The sequence below is a fragment of the Allosediminivita pacifica genome (assembly GCF_003054175.1).
In the GTDB taxonomy this organism is placed as follows: Bacteria; Pseudomonadota; Alphaproteobacteria; order Rhodobacterales; family Rhodobacteraceae; genus Allosediminivita; species Allosediminivita pacifica.
In genome coordinates this window covers 19,944-46,123 of sequence record NZ_QBKN01000033.1, presented here as the reverse complement: position 1 = coordinate 46,123, position 26,180 = coordinate 19,944, and the positions used below count along the sequence as shown (strand labels likewise).

Below are 26,180 nucleotides of genomic sequence, written 5' to 3'. Positions count from 1 at the left end.
TCCTCCGAATAAGACACGTGCATAACGACGTCGTTATGCACGTGTCTTACCTCGGAACCCCAGCCTCAGGCAGGCGGCCCCAATCGGTCGGTTACGTCCGACCCATGTCTCTGTTCGGCCCATTCACTTTCAAACGCAACTCTGCGGCGGTTTCTGGAAACTCCAGTGCCGCAGAATTCGAATTACGCATCAAGTCGCCGCGGGAGTTCCAACGCCGCTCTTCCGCTGCGTTCCAGCCATTCATCACGAGAATGATCGCCACAATCAAGACCATCGAGGAGGGAATCCAAATCATGTATCCGCCGACCGTCTCGTCCACCAGGGAGCCAAGTCTGCCACTATGATATGGCGAAGATCGCAAAACATATAAGCTAACCTCCTTGAACGTTGTCAAAGAACCCAGGAAAATGTTTGAAACGATGACCACGAAACCCGAGATTAGCCGCGCCCCGCGCCGGGCTCCTTCCGGCGGGTCGCGGTGATCGAACATCATTGAAAAATACCAAAGTCCCGCCAGAGTCATCGACAGATGAGCCAGTATCTCTAAGAGCGCAATCTTCTGCGCGAGAGCGAATAGCTGCGGCACCTGCCAAATGAAGAGCGATCCGACAAGACAAGCGGTGGCAATACCAGGGCGCGTCATGAACCTTGCAATGTGCCCGCCGCCAAGCTTTCTGAGACTTTTTCGCCATTGCCTGCTCGACCCGGCTTTCAAGACATGCCACGGCTGGGACACTGCGATGACAAGTGGTCCCACTAAGCGCAACAAAAGATGCTCGACCTGGTGTGCCGAAAATTGGCTGTGTCCCAAAGGGGCAAGAGGCGCATTTGTCGCGACGAGGACGATGGCAAGGCCGGCAAAGAAGAGAGCACGACGCCAGATCGTTATCTTTCCGACAAAGCGAGCGGTTGTCTTGAGGCCACGAAGATACAAAGATGTTGCAAGGCCGATGAATGCGAATGAGATCGGCGAAATCATATAGCCGAATGGATCGTAAAAGATCAGACCGTTGAACAACTGCTCACTCCTTGTCATTGGTTTGGTGCCAGATGCGTCCGACCTGAGTAGGCACATCCCGCCCTCTCAACCCTAGGCCTGCCAAATCGGCCGGAGTTCCTCGCTACCCAAACAGAAAAAGGTTGGCACCGAGTTGGAAGAACGCATCGCCTTACCGCCCCCTGAATGTGGCTCTCCGCCGCGGCAGTGTATTCAATGGTCGCGCTGTGTCTGCTGCCTTGAAGCCCCCAACAGCGGAGTTCGACGCGCTTATCGGCTGCTGGGCCAAGCCAGAAACAGCCAATTCCAATATGAAAATGGCAGGGAAAGCCCGTGGCTGTAAGTTTATCTGACGTTCCAGTTCGCATCAGAAAGGGGAGGTCTCTTATGAAGTAATACGCATTATGAACAGCGACACGATGAATGCGAGAAGGCCGAAAGCGATACCCGAGCTGACCGCATATTGCATGATATCCAGCCGGTTTCCCTTACGGCGACGCGCCAGATACCCACCCCAAATTGCTCCTGCGAGGATACCCGCGATCGTCAACATGACTTTGCCTCCGCTGATGCCTTTTGATTTCTTGCCCGATGCATGCCTGACAACCGTGAGCCAAGAAACACGATCCAAGTGACGGCTGTTAACGCTAGGAGCATCCAGTCGCCGAACCGTGCATATGGCGTGGGTTCGAGGGCGCCGGGAAGTTCGGCATCGATGACACCGGTCTCTTCGATGCCAAGCTTCACAATGAGCTCGCCCTTCGCGTCGATTACCGCTGAGATGCCGGTGTTCGCGGCCCTCACAATCGGAAGTCCTTCTTCGACGGCACGCATGCGGACCGCAGCAAGGTGCTGCTCGGGTCCAATACTGGTGCCGAACCAGGCATCGTTGGTGGCGTTGAATATCCAGTCGGGCCGATGCTGATCGTCGATGACGTCGCCTGGAAAGATGATCTCGTAGCAGATGGCCACGGCCAGCGGGGGAGCGCCGGGCAGGGTCAGCGTTCGCGGTCCTGCACCGGGCGTAAAGTCTCCCAGGCCTTGGGTGATCCGGTCGAGCTTAAGCCAGCCGCGGAAGGGGACATACTCGCCGAATGGAACGAGATGGTGCTTTGCATAGCCGGTCAGAATGTCTCCGGTTTGATTGTAAGCTTGGACGGTGTTGAAATAGAGCGTTTCTTGGTCCTTTCGCGTGCGGTCCGGGACGCCGGTCAGAAGCAAAGCGCCGTCCTGCAAGATGGCGGCAATGCGAGATCGCGCCCGCAGATCCTCATCGAGAAAGCCCGGAAAGGCGGTTTCCGGCCACAGGAGCACATCCACCTCGCCGGGACCGCTCGAGAGGTCCAGATAGCGCGTTAAGGTTTCGTCTCGCTGTTCGGGCGCCCACTTCTCCCTTTGCGGCACGTTGCCTTGAACTATGCGCACATCGACTCCGGGCGCAGGTCTCGGCTCTAACCCGAGTCGGCCTTGGCCTACGGTCCATGTCGTCGCGATCACGGCCGCGAACAGACTAGCGGGGACCCAGCGCCGCCGTCTCTCCGTCACCAGGGCCGCGGCCGGCAGCGTTCCGGCCAGGACTAAAAGAAAGCCCAGCCCATAGCTGCCGATCCATGCGGCCGGCTGCCTCAGTGTCGGGTAGTCGACAAGGGCGTAGGCGGTGAGGTTCCAGGGAAATCCCGTGAAGACGTGCCCGCGCAGCCACTCTGCCGCCGTCCAGGAGGTTGCGAATAGCAGGCAGGTCGTTACGCCGGTGACCGCAAAGCGGGACTTAGTGCTGGAAAACAGCGCCGCCGCCAAGGCCGGAAAGGTGGCCAGACCGGCGGCCAGTGCCGCAACGGCCGGGATCGCCAGCGCCCCAAATTTATCGGGGTCCACATAGAAGCTCTCGGAGATCCATGAGAGGCCAAAGCCGAACTGACCGAGACCAAAGGCCCACCCGACCAGTGCGGCTGCCCCGACGGAGCCAGCGCGCAGCAGAAGAAGCAGCACTGAAAAGGATACGGGCACGAGCAGAATGATCGAGAAGGGCGGAAGCGACAGAACGGTCATCGCTCCTGCTGCGGTCGCGACAATGGCGCGAGACGGCAAGGAAGTCACCCAGCCTCTGTAAAAAGGCAAAGGCGACCTCATGGACCAGTCCGGTGTGCTTGCTGGATCTTCGGCCCAACGAGGAGCAATCCGACGCCACATACCACAAACACATCGGCTATGTTGAAGGCGGGCCAATGGGCGGTGCTCACATAGAAATCGAGGAAATCCGTGACCCCCTGAAAACGCAGGCGATCCGTTACGTTGCCGAAAGCGCCTCCTATGATCGCGCCGTATGCGACGGCTTCGACTCTGTTGGCAGCTTGACACATCATGAACGTGAACCAGACGCAGACGGCAATGGCCAGCGCCGCCAGGACCCACCATGGTGTGCCGCTGAGAAGGCCGAAGGTCACGCCGTCATTACGAAAGTACGTGAGATTGAACCCAGGTACGATCGGGAAGCCATTGCGCAGGGCTTCCGCATTGGCAACCACGATGGCTTTTGTGATCTGATCTACGGCGAAAGAAATGAATATGGCAAGCGTGCCGATTGCTAACGTTTTCATTTCGGCAGACATCGCCTCACCTTAGCCTAGCGTCGAGAAAAAGCATTATGACCAAGCCAATTGCCAGGCCGAGGACTGCTCTGTTTTGGCGCCCTTTTCGGTGGCTACTAGGGATGATCTCATGGCTGCTAACAAAGAGTGTTGCGCCCGCCGCGAGAGCCACGCCCCATTGAAGATAGCCTACCGAAGAATTAATCATGGCAGCACCAAAAAGGCCGCCAACCGGTTCGATGAGGCCGGTCAAAGCAGCGATTAACCAAGCGTGATGCTTAGAATACCCCTCTCCGAGGAGTGCGGCTGCCACCGCTAGCCCTTCAGCCGCGTTCTGCAATCCAATTCCAATACCGAGCGGTATACCGCCCGACATCCCATCGGCCGCAATCCCAATTCCCAATGCAAACCCTTCGGGGAAATTATGGACTGTGATCGCGAAGATAAAGATCCAGACACGGCAAAGCGTTGCGCCATCAGATGTTTTGGAGTGCGGATTTAGCCGCTCGCTGGGTATCCTTTGGTTTATCTGGGCTACTTCACTCAAGCCAAGAAAGACGGCGAAGCAGACTATAGCGGCAGGGGCAGCGCCATATTCGAACAATCCTTTGGCTCCGTCTAGGGCCAGAAAAGTCATGGATACTAGTAGGGTCGCGAGCATTACGCCTACTGAAACGCAGAGAACGGAGTCGCGCATCGATCTGGAAGGAATATGTCCGAACAGGACTGGAGCCGCCCCAAGGGCTGTCAGCATACAGGTGGCAAAGCTTCCGAGAAAGCTGAGCACTACCGGGGGAGACGTTTCCATTTCGGAGCTTGCTCACCCTTCTGGGTAACTCGCATAGATCTCGGTCGATCCGTCCTGCCGGATGAGAAAGACATCGTAGGCTTCCCGGTCTTCCTCGGGGCCCATGCCCGGTGAACCGTAAGGCATGCCGGGCACCGCAAGACCGATTGCATCAGGGCGTTCATCGAGAAGACGACGGATGTCGGAGGCCGGTACATGCCCTTCGATCACATAACCGTCCACTAGGCCAGTATGGCAGGAGACCATGCGCTGCGGCACACCCATCTCGAGCTTGAAACGAACAAGCAGCCCGCCAAACACGTCCTCGCCGGTGGGCGCAAAACCGTTCTCTTTGAGATGGTTCATCCACGACAGGCAGCAACCGCAGCCGTTCGTCTTGCGAACCTCGATTGGTGTAACTTCCGCGATCGCCTGGGCAGCCGGAAGCAGTGAGATTGCGGGAACAAGTGTATGTTTCAGTCGTTTCATGGATCATAGGCTTTCAGTTGTTTGCAGGGCGATCTCGCGGTCCAGGCTGGCGGCCATAAGGGCGCGTGCCTCAGCAAGTCGCGACAACGCGGTGTCATCCGTCTGGCGCTCTGTTGCACTGGCGAGACGTTCATCGGTGAGAGGATCTGTTGGGCGACCTTCGACGAGAACCTCGTAGTGAAGATTGGGCCCAGTTGCCGTACCCGTGGCGCCGACGCGACCAATCATGTCCCCCGCCGCCACGCGCTGGCCTTGAGTTAGCTCGTCGGGGGTCGAGCTGAGATGTGCGTATCTCGTCATGGTGTCCGAGCCGTGAGAGAGTTCGACGACGCGGCCGTACCCATTCCGCCAGCCGATGAAGCTGACTTGACCGGGGGCTGTCGCATGGACCGGAGTTCCACCCGCCGCCGCGAAGTCGACTCCAGTGTGCATTCGAACATTGCCATAGACCGGGTGTGTGCGACGTCCAAACACAGAACTGAGGCGCGCACCTTCGACCGGTTGTGCAAAGACCCGCAAGACCTCACCATCCACATAGATCGTCGCCTGACCGCTTCCGCTATCCGGCCAGACGATTTCGTAGAGGGCTCCGCCGATCTCCAGAGCAGCGAATGCCAGGTCAGGCTGCCCGATTCTTTCGTTTCCAAGCCGGGCCTCTCTCCATAGAAGCTGCAGTTTTTCGCCGCCCGACATGTCACGACGGAAATCCACAGTTCCGCCGAGCATTTGCGCAAGGTCCACTGCAAACCGAGCGGGCATGTCGGCCTCTTCGAGGGCGGCGAAGAGTGAACTGCCGATCACCGCCTCACCCGCGAGGGTTACGATTTCGGGCTCGGGTGACACGACTGATGTAGACGGCTCTTCACCGAAGATAGCCTCAATCCGAACACCGTCGCCGACGGTAAGCGATACCGAGCGTGCAGCACCATCTGTAGTCTTGATGAGAGTGATCGAATGTCCCGGCCGGAGGCGCCGCAGGTCATATTCCGCACCGATTGCCAGGGCGACTTCTGCCCGGGTGTTTGCCGCGAGGCCGGCCTCCTCCAGGACGGCATCGAGGGTTTCGCCAGGCGCGATTTCGCGCGACCATCTCGTCAGAACGGGTTCAATCTCCGGCAATGCATTGTCGCTGTCCGCGATCTCCTGCAGGAGCGGCAAGGGTTTGAATACGGGAATTCTTTCGGTACCTGGCTGTCCCTGTGTCGGGAAGGCGGTTTCCACCACCCTGGGAACTTGCAACGCCGCCGGAGACCACGCGCTTGCTGCGGCGAGCGCCGGAGGGACCGGATCGCTCGACCATTCCCAGGATAGTGCAAGTCCCCCAGCGGACAATGCCGCTAAGCCTGTGAAACCCGCCGCGAATGTTCCAAACTTCATGTTGTCCCCCTAAGTTTCTTCTTCAAGTGCACGCCGAATCTTCGGCACGGCGAATTCTCTTGGTTCGTGATAGTCGATCATGGAGACGAACCGGCCCGAACGACCGAACAGGTAGACACTCGCGGTGTGGTTCATCGTGTAATCGCCGCTTTCGGTCGGTACGCGCTCGTAACTTGCACGGAAGCCACGCACGACTTGTGCGATCTGCTGTTCGGACCCGGTCCATCCGCGGATAGCTGAATGGAAATAGCTGACATACTCTTCCATCGTTTCGACAGTGTCTCGCGCAGGATCGACGGTGATAAAGACCACATTCATCTCCGTGGCGTCGTCGCCCAGGTCGTCCAGCCAGCCTGAGATGTCCGAAAGCGTGGTCGGGCAGACGTCCGGGCAGTAGGTGAAGCCGAAGAACACCATGGACGGGCGCCCGATCAGGGTTTCCGGCCCGACCTCGTTGCCCTCGTGGTCGGTTAGGCGGAAGCTCATAGCGGACAGCGGCAGGGGAAGCTGACCCTCGGGCTCTGGTGCGCCTGGCCCGTCCACGCGCCACCAACCTACGAAAAGCGCGAGAGCAAGTGCCCCAACGCCCGCAGTACAATAACTCAAGATTGCCCGTCGCCGCATCAGCTTCGAGGACCGGTGGCCGCGATACCTCTTACACTTACAGCGACCGGAATCCGACCACCGTCGTCGAAGATTAACTCGAGCTTTATTCTGCTGCCTTCCAGCATCGGCTCTTTCAATCCCATCAGCATGATGTGCAAGCCACCCGGTTTCAGTTCGACCTCGCGACCTGGCGCAATGGAAAGGTCACCGACGTAGGCCATCGACGACACGCCATTTGCGTCGGTTTCGGTGCGGTGGACTTCCGCTCTATCCGCTATCTGGGTTTCGATCCCAACCAAGGTGACGGCCTTGCCCCCCGTATTTCTGATGGTGAGGTAGGCGGCCCCAGGCCGGCTTATGCCGATTGACGCTCGTGCCCAGACATCATCAACCAGAAGCTCTTGGGAATCTGCTTGGCTGGGCGCTGAGAAACCTGGAAAAACCACGATAGGAAGCATTGCTGCAATGATGGTTCGTCTTTTCATAAGCGTTTTCCGATCGTCATATGTACTCAGCTCCGCGCCGCGGCGACTTCGGCCGCAACAACGCGTCGCAGTTCGGCCTCCCCGAACGGGTTCAGCGGGCGGCCGTTCACGAAGAAGGTTGGTGTCTGGCTTACGCCCATGGCTTCGACATCCGCGCGATCTTGGTTGAGAACGGCCGTCGTCCCTGGAAAGAGCAACTGGTCGCGCGCCTCCTCGACGGCCAGTCCGGCGGAGGCGGCGATATCGAGGATCAGACCCGGTTCTGGCGCCCCATGAGAGGCCCAACGCGGCTGCTCGCGCAGGACGGCTTCGAGCACGGGTTCGAAGACGTCCTGCATGCGAGCCGCCTCGAGCACCCGGATGGCCTCTTCTGACGCCTCACCATGGAATGGCGTGTAACGGATCACCACGCGCACGGTGTCGCCGTGTTCGGACATGATGTTCTTGACCACCGGATAAAAGGCCCGACAAGCCTCGCAGGCCGGGTCGAAGAATTCGACAATCGTTACAGGTGCGGTTTCCGACCCGAGGATCGGCGAGTAGGACCGGATCAGCGCATCGGACAGTTCCGGCGCAACGGCCTCTCCCATGGGGGCCGGAGAAGGGCGGGTCACATACCAGGATGCTGCGCCAAACCCTGCTAGACCAAAGGTGAGCACGGAGAGGATCAGGGCACGTCTGTTCATTCTTGCGGTTCCTTCAGGGAGAGGGCGGAGAGCGCTCCAATCACGGTGAAGGCGACCAAAGCCATCAGCGGAATCGGAATTCCGAAGACCAGCTGGTTGTCGTCGGTGCAGGAGGGGCCGGTCGCGGTGCAGGGCTGAATTTGCTCGGGGACCAGGCCCGCATAGAGGCCCAAATGCCAGACCGCCACGGCCGCGCCGCCTAAGGCGAGCGCGATCCCGTAGCGCCCGACGCCATGGTCACTCCACCACAGCCCGAGCCCGAGGATGATCGCCAGCGGAAACATGAAGGCGCGTTGAAACCAGCAGAGCAGACAGGGCGATTGGCCGAGCACTTCGCCGATGAAAAGAACCGCCAACGAGGCGGACGTGGCGACGGTCCAGGCCAGCCCGATGGCCATGTCTCCGGGAATGCGTTTCATGTCGGTCAGATCCTTTCCTGCAGATCAGCAAGGATCTCTTCAGCGGACGTGCCGTAGGGCCACGAGGTTGAGTAACCCGCCTGTGGGTCAAATAAGAACAAGTTCGAGGTATGGCTCATTGTGTAGCCCCCCGGAGCGGATGCCTCCTCGTTCCTTTCAAAAAATATGGGGAAGCTATCAGATATCGCAGCCATCTGGTTAGCCGTGCCAGTCAGACCAATTATACCTGCTTCGAATTGCTCCACGTATTGGGAGAGTGCCATCGGACTATCACGTTCGGGGTCTATTGTAATGAAAATGGGCTGGACCTTTTCTGCCTCGCCGCCCAGTCCCTCCATTACGGCGGCGACCTCGGAGAGTGTTGTCGGACAAATGTCCGGGCAATTTGTGAATCCGAAGAAAATCAGCATCCAGCGGCCGGAAAAGTCACGCTGTGTTTGGGCCATGCCACGATGATCCGTCAGCTCGAATTCCGCGAAAAACGGGCTATCGTTGGCAGTCCGCTCGTTTTCGGAGACAGCGTCAGGCCGCAGTAGCAAACCGATGTACAGAAGTGCTGCCGTGGCCGCCATCGCCCACAGTATTTTCTGGAAGTTGGAAAGATTCACACTGCTTCGCCCGATTCCGATTGTTTGCTCGGGCTTCGTGTACGACCTCTAGCAGCTATAGCTTCAAGCCAAGATGACGTCGAAAGGATCAGCTTCACTGAACTGTGAATGACGGTTCAGACTTGTCTTCGATCTGGCGCGAAGCTACACTGGCTGTAGGTATGAGGTCGGGTAAGATGCTGACAATTGGAGCGATGGCGAGAAAAACCGGGACAAAGGTCCAGACGATCCGCTACTACGAGCAGATAGGGTTGATGCCCGAGCCAGGCAGAACCGAAGGCGGTCAACGCCGCTACGGAGATGCTGAACTAGATAGGCTGTCATTTGTTCGACACGCTCGGCAACTGGGTTTCTCGCTTGACGCTATTCGTGAACTTCTGAATTTGAGCGACAATCCTGGGACATCCTGCGCCGACGCTGATGCCATTGCGCGTCGGCAGCTTAAGCAAGTGGAGCAACGGTTGAGCCGACTAGAGGCGCTCCGTACCGAGCTGGAACGAATGGTTCATGAGTGCAGTGGTGGACGAACCGCCGATTGCCGTGTCCTTGAGGTGTTGCGTGACCACTCCGAATGCCTCACCGAGCACGACGAAGTTGGTCTTTGAACGGCTCAAATCCGGCTTGTGATGAAGGCTTAGAAAGCTTGTCGGGATCGTTGGGCGTCAGTTCCGATAATTCGGATCGGAGTCTAGGTCATAGACCGTAATCGCGAAGTTCTGGGCGAGAGCTAAGGACTGGTCGGTGGATCATTCGTTGCCGATGGCGAGTTGAATTCCAGGCCAGCTTGCATACTTGTCGCCGGTTTCGCGGATGTGTGTATAGCGTTTGAGGCTGACCCATGACCTGTGCCCACTGACAGCTGCGACGTGGGGAATGTTCCAACCCATCTCAAACAAGCGCGAGATGCCCTCATGGCGTAGATCGTGGAAATGCAGATCGTCGATCCCGAGCAGCTTGCAAGCGCGGGTAAAGTTGGCCGTGATTGCGTCCGGAGAGTAGGGGAAGATCTCAGCTTTGCTCTTGCGCATGCTGTCGATGATCCGAATGGCCTCCTCGGGCAAATCGACCCAGGTATCGTTTCCGAGCTTTTCGCCGGGATGCTTCATGTCACGGACCAGGATGCGCTTGTGCTCGTTCTGGAAGTCATCCCAGGTGAGCCGGGTGATCTCTGCCTGTCGGCGCGTCGAGAAGAGAGCGAAAACGATCACCTTGTGCATGGGCATGGCTTGAGGTGTTCTCTGGCGCCGATCAATGAAATGGGCCAGCAGCCGGTCGAGTTCATCGAGGGTGGGCCTGCGGTTACGCTGCGCGGAACGGGAGATGATCCCCATACGGCGCGCGACGGTGATCGCGTCTCTCATCTCCCGGTCATCCAGTCGGAAATCCCACATCGGTCGAGCTATGGCGAATATCGAGGCGAGATGGCTCGCGTAGTTCCCGACGGTTTGCGGTTGTCCGGGCAGAGACTGAAGGAACTCGATGACATCCTTCGACTTGATGGTGGAGCAGGGCAGATCGGCGATCGGGTAGGTGACGATGGTCCTGAGGACCTGGGCTTTTGTGCGACCGATGTCCTTCACGGCTTCTTCAGTATAGCGCTCGATCGCTTTGGACAGCGGAGGGTCGCATACGTTCAACTCTTCCAGCGCACCAGGTTTTGCTAGCTCTTTCTCGCGTTTCTTTATCCAGGCGGCCGCAGCTGGGCGTCTGTCAAAAGTCTTCGTCTCGTGATAGACGGTGCCCTCGCGCATCACTCGTACACGTGCCCTGTAGCTGTGACTTCCATCCTTGCGTTTGCGTGTGGTGATCGAGCCCATGATGGTCTCCCCATTTGGTCCACGAAATTGTATTTGGTCCACGGGACCAAATCCAGTGTCAAAATCGACGGGTTTGGTCCATGATGAGCGGAAACGAGACGAACTGTAGGTGCCTGTAAGTGGCTGAAAAATATAAAAAGCAAGACATATCAAGAGCTTCGCGCCTGTCCGTTGCGCCGATGATCTGCACGTTGGTGATGCTGGCAAGCTCGGTCGTGTTGAGCGTGATGTCCTTGACCGTGCCCATGGCGCCCGCCACCTCGACAAAGTCGCCAAGCTTGAAGGGCCGGAAGAGGATGATCATCACGCCCGCCGCGACGTTCGACAGCGTGCCCTGCAGCGCCAGACCGATGGCAAGACCGGCGGCACCGATGGCGGCCACGAAGGAGGTCGTCTGCACCCCGAAGGTGTTGAGCACGAAGAGCGCGGTGAACAGCAGCACCGTGTAGCGGGCGATATTCCCGAGGAAGCCAAAGAGCGTGTCGTCGAGCCGCGCGCTGCGCTTCGAGATCGCCTCGATCCGGCGGCGCACCCAGCCCGCGACGATGAAGCCCGCGATCAGGATCACGATGGCGGCGAGCACGTTGCCCACGATGCCGGCGAGGAATTCGAGGGTCAGCACGTCGGAAATCGACGTGCCGTTGTATATCTCGGTCTGTAGCAGGGTCGTGAGGCTGTCCATGTCCCGTCCGTATTCTTGCGTTTCGCGTTTGGTCATTCCTATCGTCGCATGGCTGATAGGCGCAACGTGCGACAACGCCGGGGCGCGACGCCGCGTTCCGGGTGTGCCTCTGGCAAAATCCGGCGAATGCGACTAGGTAGTTTGCGACACAGAATGGAGCGCCGCACCGTGAGACAGGATGCAGACGGCCGTCTGACACGCGACGGCATCAGGATTCACCAGCAGTCGGATTTCGCCGGCATGCATGCCGCGGGCGAACTGGCCGCGCGGATCCTCGACGAGCTGGCCGAGCGCGTCGACGTCGGTGTGACCACCGGCGAACTCGACGACTATATCCGGAACCGCGTCGAAGAGGCGGGCGCCACCTCGGCCACCATCGGCTACAAGGGCTATCAGCACGCCAGCTGCATCAGCATCAACCACGTGGTCTGCCACGGCATTCCCGGCGAGAAGAAGCTGAAGGACGGCGATATCCTCAACATCGACGTCACCGTGATCGTCGACGGATGGTATGGCGACAGCTCGCGCATGTACGTGGCGGGCAAGCTGTCGCGCAAGGCCGAGCGGCTGATCCAGGTGACGCACGATTCCCTGATGAAGGGCATCGACGTGGTGAAGCCCGGCAACACCTTCGGCGACATCGGCCACGCCATCCAGACCTTCGTCGAAGGCCACCGCATGTCGGTTGTCCGCGATTTCTGCGGTCATGGCCTCGGCCGCGTCTTCCACGCGCCGCCGAATGTGCTGCACTACGGGCGCCCGGGCACCGGGCCGGTGTTGGAAGAGGGCATGTTCTTCACCATCGAGCCCATGGTGAACCTCGGCCGGGCCGAGACCAAGGTGCTCTCCGACGACTGGACCGCCGTGACGCGGGACAAGTCGCTGTCGGCCCAGTTCGAGCATTCCATCGGCGTGACCGCCGATGGTTGCGAGGTCTTCACCCTGTCGCCGGCCGGGCGCTTCCACCCGACCTACTGATCATTCCCAGCGCCAGAGGGCGGGCACGAACCTGTAGGCCTCGCCCTCGGCCATGACATGGCCGACGCCCGGGAAGGGGAAGTGGTAGCCCAGCACGGCCATCCCGTCCGCCGCGGCCATGTCGAGCAGCCGCTTGCGCGTGGCGACCGTCTGTTCGCCGTTCCAGTCGAAGTTGTTGTACCAGCCGGGGTGGGCAAAGTTGGTCCAGGCGTGGTTCATGCTGTCGCCAAGGGCGATCAGCTGCTTTCCCTGCGATTCCAGCACCACCGAGACGTGCCCGGGCGTGTGCCCCGGCGTGGCGATGATGCGCATGCCGGGCGCGATCTCTTCGCCCTCCTCGAAGAGCGCCCAGTCGCCGCCGTCCACGTTGATCGAGTTCTGCGCCCCCAGCACGAACTGCTGCATCTCGGCGGGCACCTCGTGGACGAGGTTTTCCTGCATCCAAAAATCATGCTCCTGCCGGCCGAGGTGCCAGGTGGCGTCGGGCAGGATGACCTCGTCGAAGCCGTCGCGCACGCCCCAGATGTGATCGGGGTGGGCGTGGGTGATGACCACGTCGGTGATGGCATAGGGATCGATGCCCGCCGCCTCGAGGTTGGCCAGCAGCCGCCCGGCGGTGGGCAGGAAGCGGTCGCCCGAGCCGATGTCGACCAGCACCACGCGGTCGCCGCTTTCGATGACGAGGTGGTTGGTGTGGGAATAATGGATGTCTGTGGACAGGTAGTGCCTGGCGAGGAAGGCCTGCACTTCCTCGGGGTCGGCATTCACGCCAAGCCCGCCCGCGTCGAGCTCCAGGTGCCCGTCGGACACCACCGTCAGCGCCATGTCGCCCAGCGTGAAGCGGAAGTGCCCCGCTTTGGGCGCGGGGCCGAGCGTCTGGCCGCGTGCGACGGCGGGAAGGGACAGCGCGGGCATGGCGGCGGCCACGCGCAGAAGGTCGCGGCGGGTCGGGGTGAAGATCGGCATGGGGGCTCCCTGTCTCATTCACGTATTTGAATGAGATGGTAGCACCTCGAGGTCGGGATAGGAATGCCCAGCCGCGCCTCAGTCCTCCGGGCCGTGCCACCGGCGCCAGAGCGCGAGAAGCAGCGTCCCGTCGGCGGCGGGCGTCATGCAATCGGTCATCAGCAGCGGGCCGGGCACCGGCGGGGGCTTCGGTCCCGTCCCGGTGTCGTCCTCCTGCACGGAGGGCGCGCTCAGGAAGAGGCTTGCGGCAGAAGCAAACATGCCATGAAGGGTAGCATGCCGCAGCGGAAAGTCGAGGCTCAGGTCGCCCGCAGCAGCGTCACGTGCGTGTCGCCCCAGCGCCGGGCGTCGAGCGGGGCAAAGCCCCCGGGCGCGTCCTGCGGCGCGGCCTCTTCCCACACGACAAGCGCGCCGGGCGCGATCCAGCCCGCGCGCAGGGCCGCGGCCAGCGCCTTTTCCCCCACGCCCTTGCCGTAGGGCGGATCGAGGAAGACCAGCGAACAGGCCGCCTCGGCCGGGGGCAGGCGGGTGGCGTCGGCCTTCATCACGCGGCAGGCCTCGGCGCAATCGAGCGTCCGGATGTTCTCGGCCAGCAGCCGCTGGCCCACGCGACCGGTCTCGACGAAGGTCACGTGATCCGCGCCGCGCGACAGCGCCTCGAGCCCCAGCGCGCCGGTCCCGGCAAAAAGGTCCAGCACCCGCGCGCCGTCGATGGGATCGCCGAAGCGCCCGCCGTCGAGCATGCTGAACAGCGCCTCGCGCACGCGGTCCGAGGTGGGGCGCAGGTGCGCCCCCGGATCGCCCTTGCCGAGCGCCGCCAGCCGCCGCCCGCGCCAGTCCCCGCCGACGATCCTCATGCCTTGAGCAGCGCCTTGAGGTCGCTGGCCGGGTCGCCCACGGCCTGTGGATCGGGGGACTTGCCCGCCTCGATCAGCCGCTTGCCGACCATGTAGGCGCGCCCGTCGTTCATCGCGTCGAGCGCGATCAGCCTGTCACCCGCGTAATACCAGTGGGACCGCGCGCCGCCTTCGCCCTCGCGCACCACGACGCGGTCGCAGCCCGCGCCGATGCCCGCGATCTGCAGCTTCACGTCGTACTGGTCGGACCAGAACCACGGCTTCGCCACGTAGTCGCGGCCCGCGCCCATGATGTTGTCGGCCACCAGTTCGCCCATCTCGACGGCATTGCCGACGCTTTCCAGCCGCATCCGCGTGTCGCCCAGCGGGAAGGAGGCGCAGTCCCCCGCCGCCCAGATCGCCGGGTCCGAGGTGTGGCCCTGCGCGTCCACCGCGATGCCGTTGTCGATCTCCAGCCCCGCCTGCTCGGCCAGCGTGGTGTCGGGCATGATGCCGATGCCGGCGATCACCACGTCGACGGGCAGCTCCGTGCCGTCGGTCAGCACCGCGCCGGTCACACGGTCATCCTCGCCGGTAAGCGTCTTCAGGCCCACGCCCTCGCGCAGGTCGACGCCGTGGGCGCGGTGCAGGTCGGCGAACCATGCCGAGGTTTCGGGCGCGGCGACGCGTTGCAGGATGCGGTCGGCGGCCTCGATCAGCGTGACCTCGAGCCCCAGCTTGCGGGCCACCGCCGCCGCCTCGAGCCCGATGTAGCCGCCGCCCACCACAAGCGCGCGGCCGCCCGCGCGCACGCGGGGTTCAAGCGCGTCGATGTCGGCCAGCGTGCGGATCGTGAAGACCCCGTCGAGATCACCGCCCAGCGTGTCGGGCAGGCGGCGCGGGACGGCGCCGGTGCAGATCACCGCGTGATCGTAGGGATAGGCCACGCCGTCGGCGATGACCGTGCCCGCCGCGCGGTCGATGGAGGCGGCCTCCTGCGACAGTTTCAGGGAGACGTCGTTGTCGGCGTAGAAGCTCTCGGGCCGCAGGAAGAGGCGTTCGCGCGCCATATCGCCCAGAAGATAGGCCTTCGACAGGGGCGGGCGCTGGTAGGGCGGCACGTCCTCGCGCCCGATCAGGGTGATTGTGCCCTCGAACCCCTTGGCGCGCAGGCGCGCCACGCAGGAGGCCGCTGCCTGTCCGGCCCCGATCACCACCACGTCGGTCATGCGCGTCCCCTTTGTCTTTGCCCGTCTGCCCCTATACTCCCGGTGACAGGAAACGCAAATCCGGAGGGATGGAACAAGATGCCGATCCAACAAGGGGACAAGCTGCCCGGGGCCACGCTGATCGCGATGGGGGCAGAGGGGCCGGAACAGGTCGACCTGGGCGCAAAGCTCGAGGGCCGCAAGGTCGTGATCTTCGCCGTGCCGGGCGCCTTCACGCCCACCTGCCACTCGGCCCACGTGCCTAGCTTCATGCGCACCAAGGGCGACTTCGAAGCCAAGGGCGTGGACGAGATCATCTGCATCTCGGTCAACGATCCCTTCGTGATGAAGGCCTGGGGCGAGGCCACCGGTGCGGCCGAGGCGGGCATCACCATGCTGGGCGATCCGGAATCCGCCTTCACGCAGGCCATCGGCATGGACTTCACCGCGCCGCCCGCGGGCCTCGTGACGCGCTCCAAGCGCTACGCGATGCTGGTCGAGGACGGCACGCTAAGCCTGCTGCACGTCGAGGACAGCCCCGGCACCTGCGAAACCTCCGCCGGTGAGGGCCTGCTGGCCGCGATGTGAGGGATCGGGCGTCTGCCCACAGGCGCCCACCCGCCCGAACAGCACCGAAGGTGCCGGGCGAGCGCCGGACCGTCCCCCGGTTCGGCGCTTTTGCAACCCGCGCCCTCCGCTCGGAGGTTCTGCGGGGCTGCGGGCATAAATCGCTCAGAACAATGGTTGCGAGCGCCAAACCACGGTCCGGCGCCCGCCCGTCACCTTCTGGCGACGCTTACTCCGCGAAGCCGTCCATCGCCTTGGCGAGCTTCACGTCACGGGGCGACAGGCCCTCGACGTCGTGGCTGGTCAGCGTGACCTCGACGCCGTTGTAGGTGTTCGACCACTCGGGGTGGTGGTCCATCTTCTCGGCGGTCATGGCGGCGCGCGTCATGAAGCCGAAGGCCTCCACGAAATCCTTGAACTTGTAACTCTTGGTGATCGCCTCGCGGCCCTCGGCCACGGCCCAGCCGTTGTCCAGAAGCGGCTTGAGGGCGTCTTCGCGGGCGGCTCCGGTCAGTTTGTCGCTCATTCCTGTTCCTCTCTGTGTTCCTTGCGGAAGGGCCCGTAGGAGGTGAGGATCTCGATATCCTCGCCCACCGCCTGCCGCTCGGCCTCGAGGTAGCGCGCGATCGCCTCGGCAAAGCCCTGGTCGGCCACCCAGTGCAGCGAATGTGTCTGCGCCGGCATGTAGCCGCGGGCCAGCTTGTGTTCGCCCTGGGCCCCCGCTTCGACACGGTCGAGCCCCCGGGCGATGGCAAAGTCGATCGCCTGATAGTAGCAGGCCTCGAAGTGCAGGCAGGGATGGTCCTCGACGCAGCCCCAGTACCGCCCATACAACGCCCGCCGGCCGATGAAGTTCAGCGCACCTGCCACGTAACGGCCCTCGCGCTCGGCCATGACCAGCGCGATGTCGTCGCGCAGCCGCTCCTGCGCGAGGTCGAAGAAGGCACGCGTCAGGTAGGGCATGCCCCATTTGCGCGATCCGGTGTCCTGGTAGAAGCGCCAGAAGGCATCCCAGTGCTCGGGCTTCAGATCGTCGCCGGTGAGCATCCGGATCTCGCCGCCGAAATCCTGCGCCTGCCGCCGCTCCTTGCGGATGTTCTTGCGCTTGCGGGAACTCAGGTCGGCAAGGAAGGCGTCGAAATCGGCGTAGCCCCGGTTCAGCCAGTGATACTGCTGCGTGACCCGGTGCATGAGGCCCATTTCCGCACCCGCCAGCGCCTCGGCCTCGGTACAGAAGGTGGCGTGCACGGAACTCAGGTCGTTGTCCGCCGCGATCTGCACCGCGCCTTGGACCAGCGCCGACATGCCCGCCACCTCGTAGCCGGGCCGCGTCAGGAAGCGCCGCCCGGTGGCGGGGGTGAAGGGCACCGCGATCTGCAGCTTGGGATAGTAGTCGCCGCCCGCGCACTCGTAGGCATGAGCCCAGTTGTGGTCGAAGATGTATTCGCCCTGGCTGTGGTTCTTGGCGTAAAGCGGCGCGACGCCGATCACCGTCTCGCCGTCGCGGGCGACAAGGTGATGCGGCTCCCAGCCCGTGGTGCGCCCGGTCGAGCCGGACTCCTCCAGTGCGTTCAGGAACCGGTGCGTGGTGAAGGGGTCGTAGGGGCGTCCGCCGTCCGCCGCCTCGGGGCAGGCGCAGGCATCCCATTCCTGTTCCGAGATCTGGCTCAGGCTCGACAGGGTGGAGACGGTGACGGTGGGGGTGGCGCTCTGGTCGGTCATGGGCTTCCTCGCGGAACAGGATCTGGCCCCGCGAGGGCAGGGGTCAAGCCGGGTAGCCCTCGAAGGTCACGTTATCGGCCACGCGCCGGGCCTCTGCCTCCACTTCGGGCGACCGGACGGTCCAGCACAGCACCGCCAGCCCCGCCGCCTTCAGCTCGGCCACGCGCGGGTTGTCGAGATCGTCCACCTGATGGCTGATGAAGCCCGCCGCAAGCAGTTCCACCTCGCCCAGCGTTCCCAGTTCCGTGAGCCGCGCCGCCGGGATCGTGGGAAAATCCGCCGCCCGGTAGGCGCAGGTCGTCAGCCCGCGCGGCACCTGCGGCGCGCGGCGGGCCATCTCGGCCACGGAATGCGGGTTGAAGGACATGACCGCCACGGGGCCGTTGTAATTTTCCAGCGCCGCGGCGGTGGCGGCCTCGAGCGGGCCCACGTCCGGCCCGAAGGCGCCGTCCTGGTCCTTCACCTCGATCAGGAGGGGAACCTGCCCCGCGACGATGTCGAGCACCTCGGACAGCGTCGGGATGCCCTCGCCGTTGCCGGTGAGGGTGATCTGCGACAGCTCTTCGGCGCTGCGCTGGCGGACCGGGCCGCTGTCGCCGGTCAGGCGCCCGAGGTCGTAGTCGTGAAAGACCATGGCCTGCCCGTCGGCGCTGAGCTGGAGGTCGATCTCGATCCCGTAGCCGGCCTCGATCGCCGCGCGGATGGCGGCCCGGGAATTCTCGGGCCGGCCCTCCGCGTGGTAGGCGCGGTGCGCGATCGGACGGGTCACGAAGGCGCGGGGCAGGGGTGTCATGCGTCGATCTCGAAGATGCCCTCGATCTCGACCGACACGCCCATGGGCAGGGAGCCCGCGGAGACGGCCGAGCGCGCGTGCCGCCCGGCATCGCCGCAGACCTCGGCCAGCAGGTCCGAGGCGCCGTTCACGACCTTGGGCTGGTCGGTGAACTCGGGGGTGGAGTTGACGAAGCCGGTGAGCTTTACCACGCGCTTGAGCTTGCCCAGATCGCCGCCGCAGGCCGCCTTGACTTGCGCCAGCAGGCTCAGCGCGCAGCGCCGCGCGGCGGCGGCACCGGCCTCGACGTCGAGCTCGGCGCCCAGCTTTCCGGTGATGAGGCCGTTTTCGTCGGCGCTGATCTGGCCGGAGACGTAGAGCGTCTGACCCACCTGCACGAAGGGCACGTAGTTGGCCGCCGGCGCGGGTGCGTCGGGCAGGGTGATGTCCAGTTCGGACAGGCGGGTTTCGATGGAATTGGTCATGGCGCACTCCCTTGCGGATTCGCGCGCACGCTAGCGGGGCGCGCCGCCGGGGGGAAGGCCCGTCCCCCGGCGGCGGCAGGGCTTCATCAGCTTTCGCGGAAGGCCTTGGCGAAGTAGTCGGTGAAGGGTTTCACCAGATAGGCCAGCGGTGTGCGGTCCTCGGTCCGGATGAAGGCCTCGACCGGCATGCCGGGGATCAGGGTCGAACCCTCGGGCAGGCGGTCGATCTCGCCCTCCTTCAGGACGATCTCGGCCCGGTAGTACCGAATGCGAGAGCCTTCGTCCTCGAAGGCGTCGGCCGAGATCTGCGTGACCTCGCCGAACAGCTCGGGCGTCGCGCGCTGGTCGAGCGAGGAGAACCGCAGGCTCACCTCCTGATCGACGAAGAGCTTGTCGATGTGGATCGGCTCCACCTGCGCGGCGATCACCAGCGGGCGGTCCTGGGGCACGAGGTAAAGCACAGGGTCGGCGGCCCGGATGACCGAGCGCGGGGTGAAGACCGTCATGCCGTAGACCACGCCCGAGACCGGCGCGGTGATGTCGAGCCGGTTCAGCCGCTCGCGGATGGCGCGGCGTTCCTCGGCCAGCTCGCGTTCGCGCAGCTGCAGGTCGCGCAGGGTGGTGATCGCCTCTTCGCGCCGCGCGGTGTCGAGCTTGAGGATCTCGATCTCGATCTCGGTGCTCTGGCCCAGCGACTGGGCCCGCTGGGCGGTCAGTTCGCCCATGGTGCCTGCCATCCGCGCGCGTTCGCGTTGAAGTGCCAGCACGCGGCTCGCCTGAGCCAGCCCGCGGTCGAGCAGCGACTGCTGGTCGGTCAGTTCCTCCTCGATCAGGGCCAGCTGTTCGCCAAGCGCCTCGCGCTGGGAATCGATGCCGTTGACCTGCTCGTCGATCTGCTCGCTGCGCTTGCCAAGCTGCTCGATCTCGCGGCTGACGCTCGCGCGGCGGGCCTGGAACAGGTTGCGCTGCCCCTCGACCAGTTCCCGCACCTCCTCGTTGGTCTCGGCCTCGGCCAGCAGGTCGTCGGGAAAGACGATCTCGTCCTCGCCGTCCCTTTCGGCCTGGAGCCGCGCGCGCCGGGCCATCAGCTCGAAAAGCTGGCCCTCGGTGATCGCCAGTTCGGAGCGCAGCAGCGTCGGGTCGAGGCGGATCAGCACGTCGCCGGCCTCGACCTCGTCGCCTTCCTCGACCAGGATCTCGGACACGACACCGCCGTCGGGGTGCTGCACGACCTGACGGTTCTGGTCGACCTCGATCGAGCCGCCGGCGACAATGGCGCCCGCGATGTTCGTGGTCGCGGCCCATGTCCCGAAACCGCCGACAAGCGTGACGAGGGCGAGGATTCCCACGATCATCGGCGTGCGCAGGCTGTAGCTGTTGTCTTGCGGGGCACTCATCGGACACCTCCTGCGGTGGTGCTGCGGGCAATCTGCTGGTGGTTCTGGACGACGGATTTGAGCACCTCGTCCCGCGGGCCAAAGGCCGTCCGGCTGCCACCTTCAAGCATCAGGAGCACGTCGCACTCGCGGATCGCGGCGGGCCGGTGGGCCATGATCAGCACCGACTTGCCCTGTTCCTTGAAGCTGCGGATGGCGCGGTTCACGGCCTCGGACCCCTCGTTGTCGAGGTTGGAGTTGGGCTCGTCCAGCACCAGCACGACGGGATCGCCGTAAAGCGCACGCGCCAGCCCGATGCGCTGCACCTGACCACCGGACAGACGCCCGCCGGCGGCAGAGACGCGCGTGTCGTAGCCATGCGGCAGCTTCAGGATCATCTCGTGCGCGTCGGCCTTCTTGGCGGCCTCGACCACGGCGGCATCGTCGGGTTCGGGGGCCAGCCTCGCGATGTTCTCGGCAATCGTGCCGTCGAACAGCGTCACCCGCTGCGGCAGGTAGCCCAGGTGCGTGCCCAGCACATCGGGCCCGTACTGGTCGAGCGAGGCCCCGTCGAGCCGGATCTTGCCGCCCGCCGGGCGCCAGATCCCGGTCAGGGCGCGCGCCAGCGTCGACTTGCCGGAGCCCGAGGGCCCGATCACGCCGAGCGCCTGTCCCGGCTCGAGCGTGAAGGAGACCAGCCGCAGCGCGGCCTGGCTTTCGCCCGGGGGGATGACGGTGAGCTGCTGCGCGTCGATCTTCGCGCGCGGCTTCGGCAGGGCGGTGCGCTCGGGTTCGGGCGGCATCTCGGTCAGCAACTGTTCAAGGTTGCTCCAGCCCTTGCGCGCCCGCTGAACCAGCGCCCACTGGCCGATGGCCAGCTCGATGGGCGCCAGCGCGCGGCCCATCAGGATCGACCCGGCGATCATCGCGCCCGCCGTCAGCTCGCCCTGCAGCACGAGGTAGGCGCCGAGGCCCAGCATGGCCGACTGCAGGAACAGCCGGAAGCTGCGCGTGAGCGTCGTGAAACCGCCCGTGAGGTCCGATGTGCCGATCTGGCCCCGCAGCGCCTCCGACCGGGCCTTGTACCAGCGCCGGAAGGCGTCCCGGCGCATGCCGAGCGCCTGCACCATCTCGGCCTCGCTGCGGATCTGCTCGGAGGTCTTCTCGGCGGCCATCACGGCCTGGTTCGACTTCAGCGTGGGATTGCGCGTCACCAGCTGGTTGATGATCGTGACGACAATCAGGAAGCTGCCCCCCGCGATGGCGAGGTAGCCGAGCCAGGGATGAAAGATCGCGATTCCCACGAGGAAGAAGGGGGTCCAGGGAATGTCGAAGATCGCCATCAGCACCGGCGAGGACATCAGCCGCTGCACCGATTCGAGATCGCGCAGCCCGCTTTGGGACAGCTCGTCCGGCTGCACGGTCGAGCGGCGGACCACCGCGTCGAAAACGCGCATGTCGAGCGCCGACTGGAAGCGCGCGGCGACCCGGCCCATCACCCGGCCCCGCACGTAGTCGAGGATGCCCATCATCCCGTAGAGAAAGACCACCAGCACCGAAAGCGCCACCAGCGTCGCCTCTGACCGCGAACCGAGCACACGGTCGTAGACCTGCAGCATGTAAAGCGGCCCGGTGAGCATCAGGAGGTTGACGAAGAAGCTGAATATCCCGACGAACCAGAAATACGGTCGGTTGGGGCGCCGTGCGGCGCGAAGTTCCTCGCGTCCCCGTTGAAATGCGTCGGGACCTGCGCTGGAGGGCGGTTTCATGGCTTTCCTACTCGGGGTCTTGAAAGGCGGATGATCGGTTGCTCTGGTAGGTGAGGTCGGGGATGTGCCACAATAGGTTCAATCGGAGCGCGGATTTCTGGAATTTACCCGTGAAATTTGAATGCATCTTTACGGAACACCCCTCCGTTACCCAAGCTTTTTCGACGAAAGGAATGCCGCGAATGAAGGCTTTTCGACGCGCGATCCTTGCGGTCCCCGCATTTGCGCTGCTCACCGCCTGCTCGGTGCCTGGGCCCGGCGAGGCCCCCGACGGCATCCACGATCCCTACGAGGCGCGCAACCGCAAGGTGCACGAGTTCAACCGCTCGGTGGATCGCGTCTTCTTCGGCGAGGACACCGGCACGACGGAGGACGAGCCCAACCAGGTGGTCGAGGATTTCCGCCCCGTCGTCGCCAATGTCGCCGATACGCTCTCGCTGCCGGGCACGGTGGTGAACCAGGTGCTGCAGGGGCGGCTGCTCGATGCCTCGCGCAACACGCTGCGCTTCGGGGTGAACGCGACCCTCGGCTTCGGTGGCATGTTCGACGTGGCCCAAGACCTGATGAACATCCCCGAGGATGACAGCGACTTCGGCGAGACGCTGGCCGTCTGGGGCGCGCCCGAAGGCGCCTTCCAGATGCTGCCCGTGCTCGGCCCCTCGACCCAGCGCGATACCGTCGGCATGGCCGTGGATGTCTTCCTCGATCCCTTCGTCTGGGTGCTTGAACCGGGCGAGGCGCTTGCGACCAAGGGTGTCCGCGTCGGCGCCGATGTCATGGAGCGCGCGCAATATTCCGACAGCGTGAATTCGGTACTTTACGAAAGTGCGGACTCCTACGCGCAGCTTCGGCTCATATATCTCCAGAACAGGCGGTTCGAACTGGGCGAGCCCGCTCCCGAAGCGGAGGGCGCGCCCGAGGATCCGCTCGCACTGGACACGGAGGGCTTCTGATGCCTCTTTCTTTCACCCGCCGCGCCGTCTGTGGTGGCCTTGCGGCAACCGCCGCGCTGCTGCCTGCCGGGGCGGCCTTCGCCCTGACCGAGCCCGAGGCGCGCAACCTGATCGACCGGCTCGTGGCCGAGGTCAACGCGGTCATCTCCTCGGGCCGCTCCGAAGAGGCGATGCTGCGCGAATTCGAGCGGATCTTCCGCCAGTACGCCGACACCTCCTACGTGGCGGCCTACGCCATGGGCGTCGACGGCCGCCGCGCGACCGCCGCACAAAAGCGCGCCTTCTCGGACGCCTTCATCACCTATGTGTCGCGCAAGTACGGGCGCCGCTTCCGCGAGTTCATCGGCGGACGGATCATCGTCACGGGCGTGAAGCCGGTCAACAACTACTACGAGGTCTACTGCACCGCGGAACTGCGCGGCCAGGCGCCCTTCCGGATCACCTTCAACGTCTCGGACCGCTCCGGGCGCGACCAGTTCTTCAACCTCTACATCGAGGGCGTGAACATGCTGCTGACCGAACGGACCGAGGTCGGCGCGCTGCTTGATGCCAACGGCGGCAACATCGACGCCATGATCGCAGCCCTGCGCTCGGCCTCCTGAGCGCAAATCGCCACGCTGAACGGCAAAGGCGCCGGGCCTCGACAGGGGCCCGGCGCCTTTTTTCGCTCCGATCTTCCCGGCCTCAGCCGCCGCCCAGAAGATCGCGGATGATCTGCTGCACCAGGTTGTCGCCGCCGTTCTGCCGGGGTTGCTGCTGTTGCTGCGATGTCCGGGGCGCGGGTTCGGGGGCCGGCTCGGGCTGGGGCGGGGCGATGGCGGGCAGGGGACGCGCGTCCATGCCCTCGTGCACCCGCAGCATCGTTTCGTGCCAGATCTCGGCCGGCAGTCCGCTGCCCGTCACGCCGGTCAGCGGCGTGTTGTCGTCGTAGCCCATCCAGACGCCGGCCACGTAGTCGGCCGTGAAGCCCATGAACCAGGCGTCGCGCGCCGACTGGCTGGTGCCGGTCTTGCCTGCCACCTGGCGGCCGGGCAGCGAGGCACGGGTGCCGGTGCCTTCCTCGACGACCTGCTGCATCATCCAGACAAGCTGCCCGGCGGCGTCCTCGCGGATCACCCGTTCGCCAATGCCGCCGCTCGTGCCCATCAACGGCTGGTCCTGGCCCTGAAGGCTCAGGTCCCGCACGCCGTAGGGCCCCACCGACGACCCGCCGTTCAGAATACCGGCATAGGCGCCGGTCATCTCGAGCAGCGAGGCCTCCGAGGCGCCGAGTGCCAACGCAGGCCCGTCGGCAAGATCGCTGCGGATGCCGAAGTCCGAGGCCACGCGGTGCACGTTGTCACGCCCCACCGCCTCGGAGAGCTTGACCGCCGGAATGTTCAGGCTGCGCTCCAGCGCCGTGGTCAGCGTGACCCGGCCGTAGTGCTGGCGGCTATAGTTTTCGGGGCACCACTGTCCGGAGCCGGCGATGTTCATGCAGAAGGGCTCGTCCACGATGGTGTCGTTGGGCGAATAGCCCAGTTCGAGTGCGGTCGCGTAGACGAAGGGCTTGAAGGCCGATCCGGTTTGCCGCACCGCCTGGGTCGCGCGGTTGAACACGCCCGAGGCATTGGTGCGCCGGCCGCCCACCATTCCGCGCACCGCGCCGTCCGCCGACATCACGACCACCGCGACCTGCGCGTCAGACCCTTCGCGGACCTTCTCCTCGAAGACCTTGTTCACGGCGTCCTCGATCGCCGCCTGGATCCGCTGGTCCATCGTTGTGCGCACGATCACGTCCTCGGTCGTGTCGCGGGTGAAGAAGTCGGGACCCGTCTGCATGACCCAGTCCGCGAAATACCCGCCGCTCTGGCTTTCGGCTTCCTGCGAAAGGGTGGCCGGCGTCTGCTGCCAGTGCGCGGCCTCGGCATCGGTCAGGTAGCCCTGATCCGCCATCAGACGCAGCACGGTCGAGGCCCTCTCCTGCGAGCGTTCGAGATCGTTGGTGGGGGCAAGCGTCGTCGGCGCGGTCAGCAGACCCGCGAGCATCGCCGCCTCGGCGGGGTTCAGCGCCGCGGCCGGCTTGCTGAAATAGCGGCTCGCCGCGGCCTCGGCCCCGTAGGCACCGCCACCCATGTAGGCGCGGTTGAGGTAGATCGTCAGGATCTCGTTCTTGTCGTACTTCAGCTCCATCGCCATGGCGTAGATCGCCTCGCGCGCCTTGCGGCCCAGCGATGTGCGGCGGCAGTCGGCCACGTACTCGGATTCGGACTCCCATTCATCGGGATCGAACCGGATGCCGAGGCAGAGCAGCTTGGCCGTCTGCTGCGAGATGGTCGAGCCGCCGTGGCCCGACAACGGCCCGCGGCCCTCGCGCAGGTTGATCCGGATCGCGCTGGCGATGCCGCGCGGGTCGAGCCCGAAGTGGTTGTAGAACCGCCGGTCTTCGGTTGCTACCACCGCATTGCGCAGGTGGGGTGAGACTTCCTCGGCAGTCACGGCGCCGCCGAACTGGTCACCGCGCCAGGCAAAGACCTCGTCGTTCCTGTCCAGCATGGTGACCGACCCGCGGGCGCGGCCGTCCACCATCTCGCTGGCCGGCGGCAGGGTGGAGGCCACGTAAGCGACCGAGCCCCCGAGGATCAGCGCAAGCACGACCGTTGCCGAAAGCGCCAGCCGCCAGGTCAGGCGGAAGAACCACCCGAAGATGCCGATGAAGAAGGCCGCGATGGGGTTGCGTTTGGGGCGCGCCTTGCGAGCCGGCGCCCTGCGGCGCCCGGTCGGCTGCTTTCGGCCCTTGGGGGGCGTCTTCTTCTTTTTCGCCGGGTAGCGCCGGTCGGCCACCAGGCGGCCGTTGCCGCGGGGGGGTCTGCTCATCTGTACTGCCTGTCCTGCCCGGATCTTTGCTTCGGGACAGTATAGTCACTCCGGTTCCGGATGTTGACCAAGCGCGCTTCACTTCGCTGTATTTATTGTGATGATATTTTGTGCAGATGTAGTGGTGCGATTAAATTGTGTGCAATCGCCA

General features: G+C 63.9%; 29 protein-coding genes and 1 pseudogene. 5 read left to right on the top strand and 25 right to left on the bottom strand.

The annotated features are described in order from the left end of the window. Nucleotides 1-91: 91 nt before the first annotated feature. The 12 genes from C8N44_RS19885 to C8N44_RS19835 all read right to left on the bottom strand — a co-directional run bounded on the left by C8N44_RS19885 (nucleotide 92) and on the right by C8N44_RS19835 (nucleotide 9,006). On the bottom strand, nucleotides 92-1,018 hold the full coding sequence (locus tag C8N44_RS19885; protein ID WP_244641139.1) for a cytochrome c oxidase assembly protein: 927 nt from the start codon (nucleotides 1,016-1,018) through the stop codon (nucleotides 92-94). Between the two features lie 364 nt (nucleotides 1,019-1,382). Then, nucleotides 1,383-1,550 (bottom strand): hypothetical protein, encoded by a 168-nt coding sequence (locus tag C8N44_RS23590; protein ID WP_093411676.1) that lies wholly within the window; start codon nucleotides 1,548-1,550, stop codon nucleotides 1,383-1,385. Next, nucleotides 1,544-3,127, bottom strand: coding sequence for an apolipoprotein N-acyltransferase (gene lnt / locus C8N44_RS19880; RefSeq protein ID WP_107978510.1), 1,584 nt, complete (start codon nucleotides 3,125-3,127; stop codon nucleotides 1,544-1,546). The genes C8N44_RS23590 and lnt overlap by 7 nt, the downstream gene beginning before the upstream one ends. Beyond that, nucleotides 3,124-3,606, bottom strand: a complete 483-nt coding sequence (lspA, locus tag C8N44_RS19875; protein ID WP_244641141.1) for a signal peptidase II — start codon at nucleotides 3,604-3,606, stop codon at nucleotides 3,124-3,126. Before lspA ends, lnt begins: the two co-directional genes overlap by 4 nt. Nucleotides 3,607-3,610: 4 nt before the next feature. Beyond that, a complete protein-coding gene (locus tag C8N44_RS19870) occupies nucleotides 3,611-4,393 on the bottom strand; it encodes a ZIP family metal transporter (protein ID WP_107978509.1) in 783 nt (260 codons plus the stop codon). A 12-nt stretch (nucleotides 4,394-4,405) separates the two neighbouring features. After that, nucleotides 4,406-4,861 (bottom strand): DUF411 domain-containing protein, encoded by a 456-nt coding sequence (locus C8N44_RS19865; protein WP_107978508.1) that lies wholly within the window; start codon nucleotides 4,859-4,861, stop codon nucleotides 4,406-4,408. A gap of 3 nt (nucleotides 4,862-4,864) precedes the next feature. After that, nucleotides 4,865-6,238 carry a M23 family metallopeptidase gene (locus tag C8N44_RS19860; protein ID WP_107978507.1) on the bottom strand — a complete coding sequence of 458 codons (1,374 nt, stop codon included), beginning with the start codon at nucleotides 6,236-6,238 and terminating at the stop codon, nucleotides 4,865-4,867. Nucleotides 6,239-6,247: 9 nt separating this feature from the next. Further along, complete coding sequence (locus C8N44_RS19855) at nucleotides 6,248-6,862, bottom strand: SCO family protein (protein ID WP_107978506.1); 615 nt, start codon at nucleotides 6,860-6,862, stop codon at nucleotides 6,248-6,250. Next, a complete protein-coding gene (locus C8N44_RS19850) occupies nucleotides 6,862-7,329 on the bottom strand; it encodes a copper chaperone PCu(A)C (protein ID WP_107978505.1) in 468 nt (155 codons plus the stop codon). The genes C8N44_RS19855 and C8N44_RS19850 overlap by 1 nt, the downstream gene beginning before the upstream one ends. Nucleotides 7,330-7,355: 26 nt before the next feature. Then, nucleotides 7,356-8,015: a DsbA family protein gene (locus C8N44_RS19845; RefSeq protein ID WP_107978504.1), complete on the bottom strand. Its 660-nt coding sequence runs from the start codon at nucleotides 8,013-8,015 to the stop codon at nucleotides 7,356-7,358. Continuing rightward, the gene (locus C8N44_RS19840) at nucleotides 8,012-8,434 is read right to left on the bottom strand and encodes a disulfide bond formation protein B (protein WP_076623856.1); all 423 of its coding nucleotides are present in this window, start codon (nucleotides 8,432-8,434) and stop codon (nucleotides 8,012-8,014) included. The genes C8N44_RS19845 and C8N44_RS19840 overlap by 4 nt, the downstream gene beginning before the upstream one ends. 5 nt (nucleotides 8,435-8,439) lie before the next feature. Continuing rightward, nucleotides 8,440-9,006 carry an SCO family protein gene (locus C8N44_RS19835; protein ID WP_107978503.1) on the bottom strand — a complete coding sequence of 189 codons (567 nt, stop codon included), beginning with the start codon at nucleotides 9,004-9,006 and terminating at the stop codon, nucleotides 8,440-8,442. Between the two features lie 212 nt (nucleotides 9,007-9,218). Between C8N44_RS19835 and C8N44_RS19830 the strand changes: the two genes are divergently transcribed. Further along, nucleotides 9,219-9,647 carry a MerR family transcriptional regulator gene (locus tag C8N44_RS19830; protein WP_076625383.1) on the top strand — a complete coding sequence of 143 codons (429 nt, stop codon included), beginning with the start codon at nucleotides 9,219-9,221 and terminating at the stop codon, nucleotides 9,645-9,647. Nucleotides 9,648-9,788: 141 nt separating this feature from the next. Here C8N44_RS19830 and C8N44_RS19825 read toward each other — a convergent pair whose 3' ends face one another. Both C8N44_RS19825 and C8N44_RS19820 read right to left on the bottom strand, forming a co-directional pair. Beyond that, complete coding sequence (locus C8N44_RS19825) at nucleotides 9,789-10,859, bottom strand: site-specific integrase (RefSeq protein WP_170121107.1); 1,071 nt, start codon at nucleotides 10,857-10,859, stop codon at nucleotides 9,789-9,791. A 178-nt stretch (nucleotides 10,860-11,037) separates the two neighbouring features. After that, nucleotides 11,038-11,541 (bottom strand): annotated as a pseudogene (locus C8N44_RS19820) (mechanosensitive ion channel family protein); the annotation flags it as partial. Between the two features lie 153 nt (nucleotides 11,542-11,694). Between C8N44_RS19820 and map the strand changes: the two are divergent. Continuing rightward, the gene (gene map / locus C8N44_RS19815) at nucleotides 11,695-12,519 is read left to right on the top strand and encodes a type I methionyl aminopeptidase (RefSeq protein WP_107978500.1); all 825 of its coding nucleotides are present in this window, start codon (nucleotides 11,695-11,697) and stop codon (nucleotides 12,517-12,519) included. On the opposite strand, the gene C8N44_RS19810 is transcribed toward map, so the two are convergent. From C8N44_RS19810 to C8N44_RS19795, 4 genes are all read right to left on the bottom strand, one after another. Next, nucleotides 12,520-13,485 carry an MBL fold metallo-hydrolase gene (locus tag C8N44_RS19810; RefSeq protein ID WP_107978499.1) on the bottom strand — a complete coding sequence of 322 codons (966 nt, stop codon included), beginning with the start codon at nucleotides 13,483-13,485 and terminating at the stop codon, nucleotides 12,520-12,522. A 78-nt stretch (nucleotides 13,486-13,563) separates the two neighbouring features. Further along, a complete protein-coding gene (locus tag C8N44_RS19805; RefSeq protein ID WP_107978498.1) occupies nucleotides 13,564-13,746 on the bottom strand; it encodes a hypothetical protein in 183 nt (60 codons plus the stop codon). A gap of 38 nt (nucleotides 13,747-13,784) precedes the next feature. Then, a complete protein-coding gene (gene rsmD, locus C8N44_RS19800; protein WP_107978497.1) occupies nucleotides 13,785-14,342 on the bottom strand; it encodes a 16S rRNA (guanine(966)-N(2))-methyltransferase RsmD in 558 nt (185 codons plus the stop codon). After that, on the bottom strand, nucleotides 14,339-15,550 hold the full coding sequence (locus C8N44_RS19795) for an NAD(P)/FAD-dependent oxidoreductase (RefSeq protein WP_107978496.1): 1,212 nt from the start codon (nucleotides 15,548-15,550) through the stop codon (nucleotides 14,339-14,341). Before C8N44_RS19795 ends, rsmD begins: the two co-directional genes overlap by 4 nt. A 78-nt stretch (nucleotides 15,551-15,628) precedes the next feature. On the opposite strand from C8N44_RS19795, the gene C8N44_RS19790 reads away from it, so the two are divergent. Continuing rightward, nucleotides 15,629-16,117: a peroxiredoxin gene (locus C8N44_RS19790; protein ID WP_107978495.1), complete on the top strand. Its 489-nt coding sequence runs from the start codon at nucleotides 15,629-15,631 to the stop codon at nucleotides 16,115-16,117. Between the two features lie 208 nt (nucleotides 16,118-16,325). Here C8N44_RS19790 and C8N44_RS19785 read toward each other — a convergent pair whose 3' ends face one another. The 6 genes from C8N44_RS19785 to C8N44_RS19760 all read right to left on the bottom strand — a co-directional run bounded on the left by C8N44_RS19785 (nucleotide 16,326) and on the right by C8N44_RS19760 (nucleotide 22,220). Beyond that, a complete protein-coding gene (locus C8N44_RS19785) occupies nucleotides 16,326-16,622 on the bottom strand; it encodes a 4a-hydroxytetrahydrobiopterin dehydratase (protein WP_107978494.1) in 297 nt (98 codons plus the stop codon). Beyond that, a complete protein-coding gene (locus C8N44_RS19780) occupies nucleotides 16,619-17,818 on the bottom strand; it encodes a GNAT family N-acetyltransferase (protein WP_107978493.1) in 1,200 nt (399 codons plus the stop codon). The genes C8N44_RS19785 and C8N44_RS19780 overlap by 4 nt, the downstream gene beginning before the upstream one ends. Nucleotides 17,819-17,861: 43 nt before the next feature. Continuing rightward, nucleotides 17,862-18,611 carry a glycerophosphodiester phosphodiesterase family protein gene (locus C8N44_RS19775; RefSeq protein ID WP_107978492.1) on the bottom strand — a complete coding sequence of 250 codons (750 nt, stop codon included), beginning with the start codon at nucleotides 18,609-18,611 and terminating at the stop codon, nucleotides 17,862-17,864. Next, complete coding sequence (locus tag C8N44_RS19770) at nucleotides 18,608-19,075, bottom strand: RidA family protein (protein ID WP_107978491.1); 468 nt, start codon at nucleotides 19,073-19,075, stop codon at nucleotides 18,608-18,610. The genes C8N44_RS19775 and C8N44_RS19770 overlap by 4 nt, the downstream gene beginning before the upstream one ends. Before the next feature lie 86 nt (nucleotides 19,076-19,161). Further along, complete coding sequence (locus C8N44_RS19765; protein WP_107978490.1) at nucleotides 19,162-20,472, bottom strand: HlyD family type I secretion periplasmic adaptor subunit; 1,311 nt, start codon at nucleotides 20,470-20,472, stop codon at nucleotides 19,162-19,164. Continuing rightward, nucleotides 20,469-22,220 (bottom strand): type I secretion system permease/ATPase, encoded by a 1,752-nt coding sequence (locus tag C8N44_RS19760; RefSeq protein ID WP_107978489.1) that lies wholly within the window; start codon nucleotides 22,218-22,220, stop codon nucleotides 20,469-20,471. Before C8N44_RS19760 ends, C8N44_RS19765 begins: the two co-directional genes overlap by 4 nt. 182 nt (nucleotides 22,221-22,402) lie before the next feature. Here C8N44_RS19760 and C8N44_RS19755 point away from each other — a divergent pair, with 182 nt between their 5' ends. Together C8N44_RS19755 and C8N44_RS19750 are read left to right on the top strand one after the other, a co-directional pair. Continuing rightward, nucleotides 22,403-23,173, top strand: coding sequence for an MlaA family lipoprotein (locus C8N44_RS19755; protein ID WP_107978488.1), 771 nt, complete (start codon nucleotides 22,403-22,405; stop codon nucleotides 23,171-23,173). Further along, nucleotides 23,173-23,775 (top strand): MlaC/ttg2D family ABC transporter substrate-binding protein, encoded by a 603-nt coding sequence (locus C8N44_RS19750; RefSeq protein ID WP_107978487.1) that lies wholly within the window; start codon nucleotides 23,173-23,175, stop codon nucleotides 23,773-23,775. The genes C8N44_RS19755 and C8N44_RS19750 overlap by 1 nt, the downstream gene beginning before the upstream one ends. Nucleotides 23,776-23,857: 82 nt before the next feature. Here C8N44_RS19750 and C8N44_RS19745 read toward each other — a convergent pair whose 3' ends face one another. After that, nucleotides 23,858-26,029 carry a transglycosylase domain-containing protein gene (locus C8N44_RS19745; protein WP_107978486.1) on the bottom strand — a complete coding sequence of 724 codons (2,172 nt, stop codon included), beginning with the start codon at nucleotides 26,027-26,029 and terminating at the stop codon, nucleotides 23,858-23,860. Nucleotides 26,030-26,180: the final 151 nt, after the last annotated feature.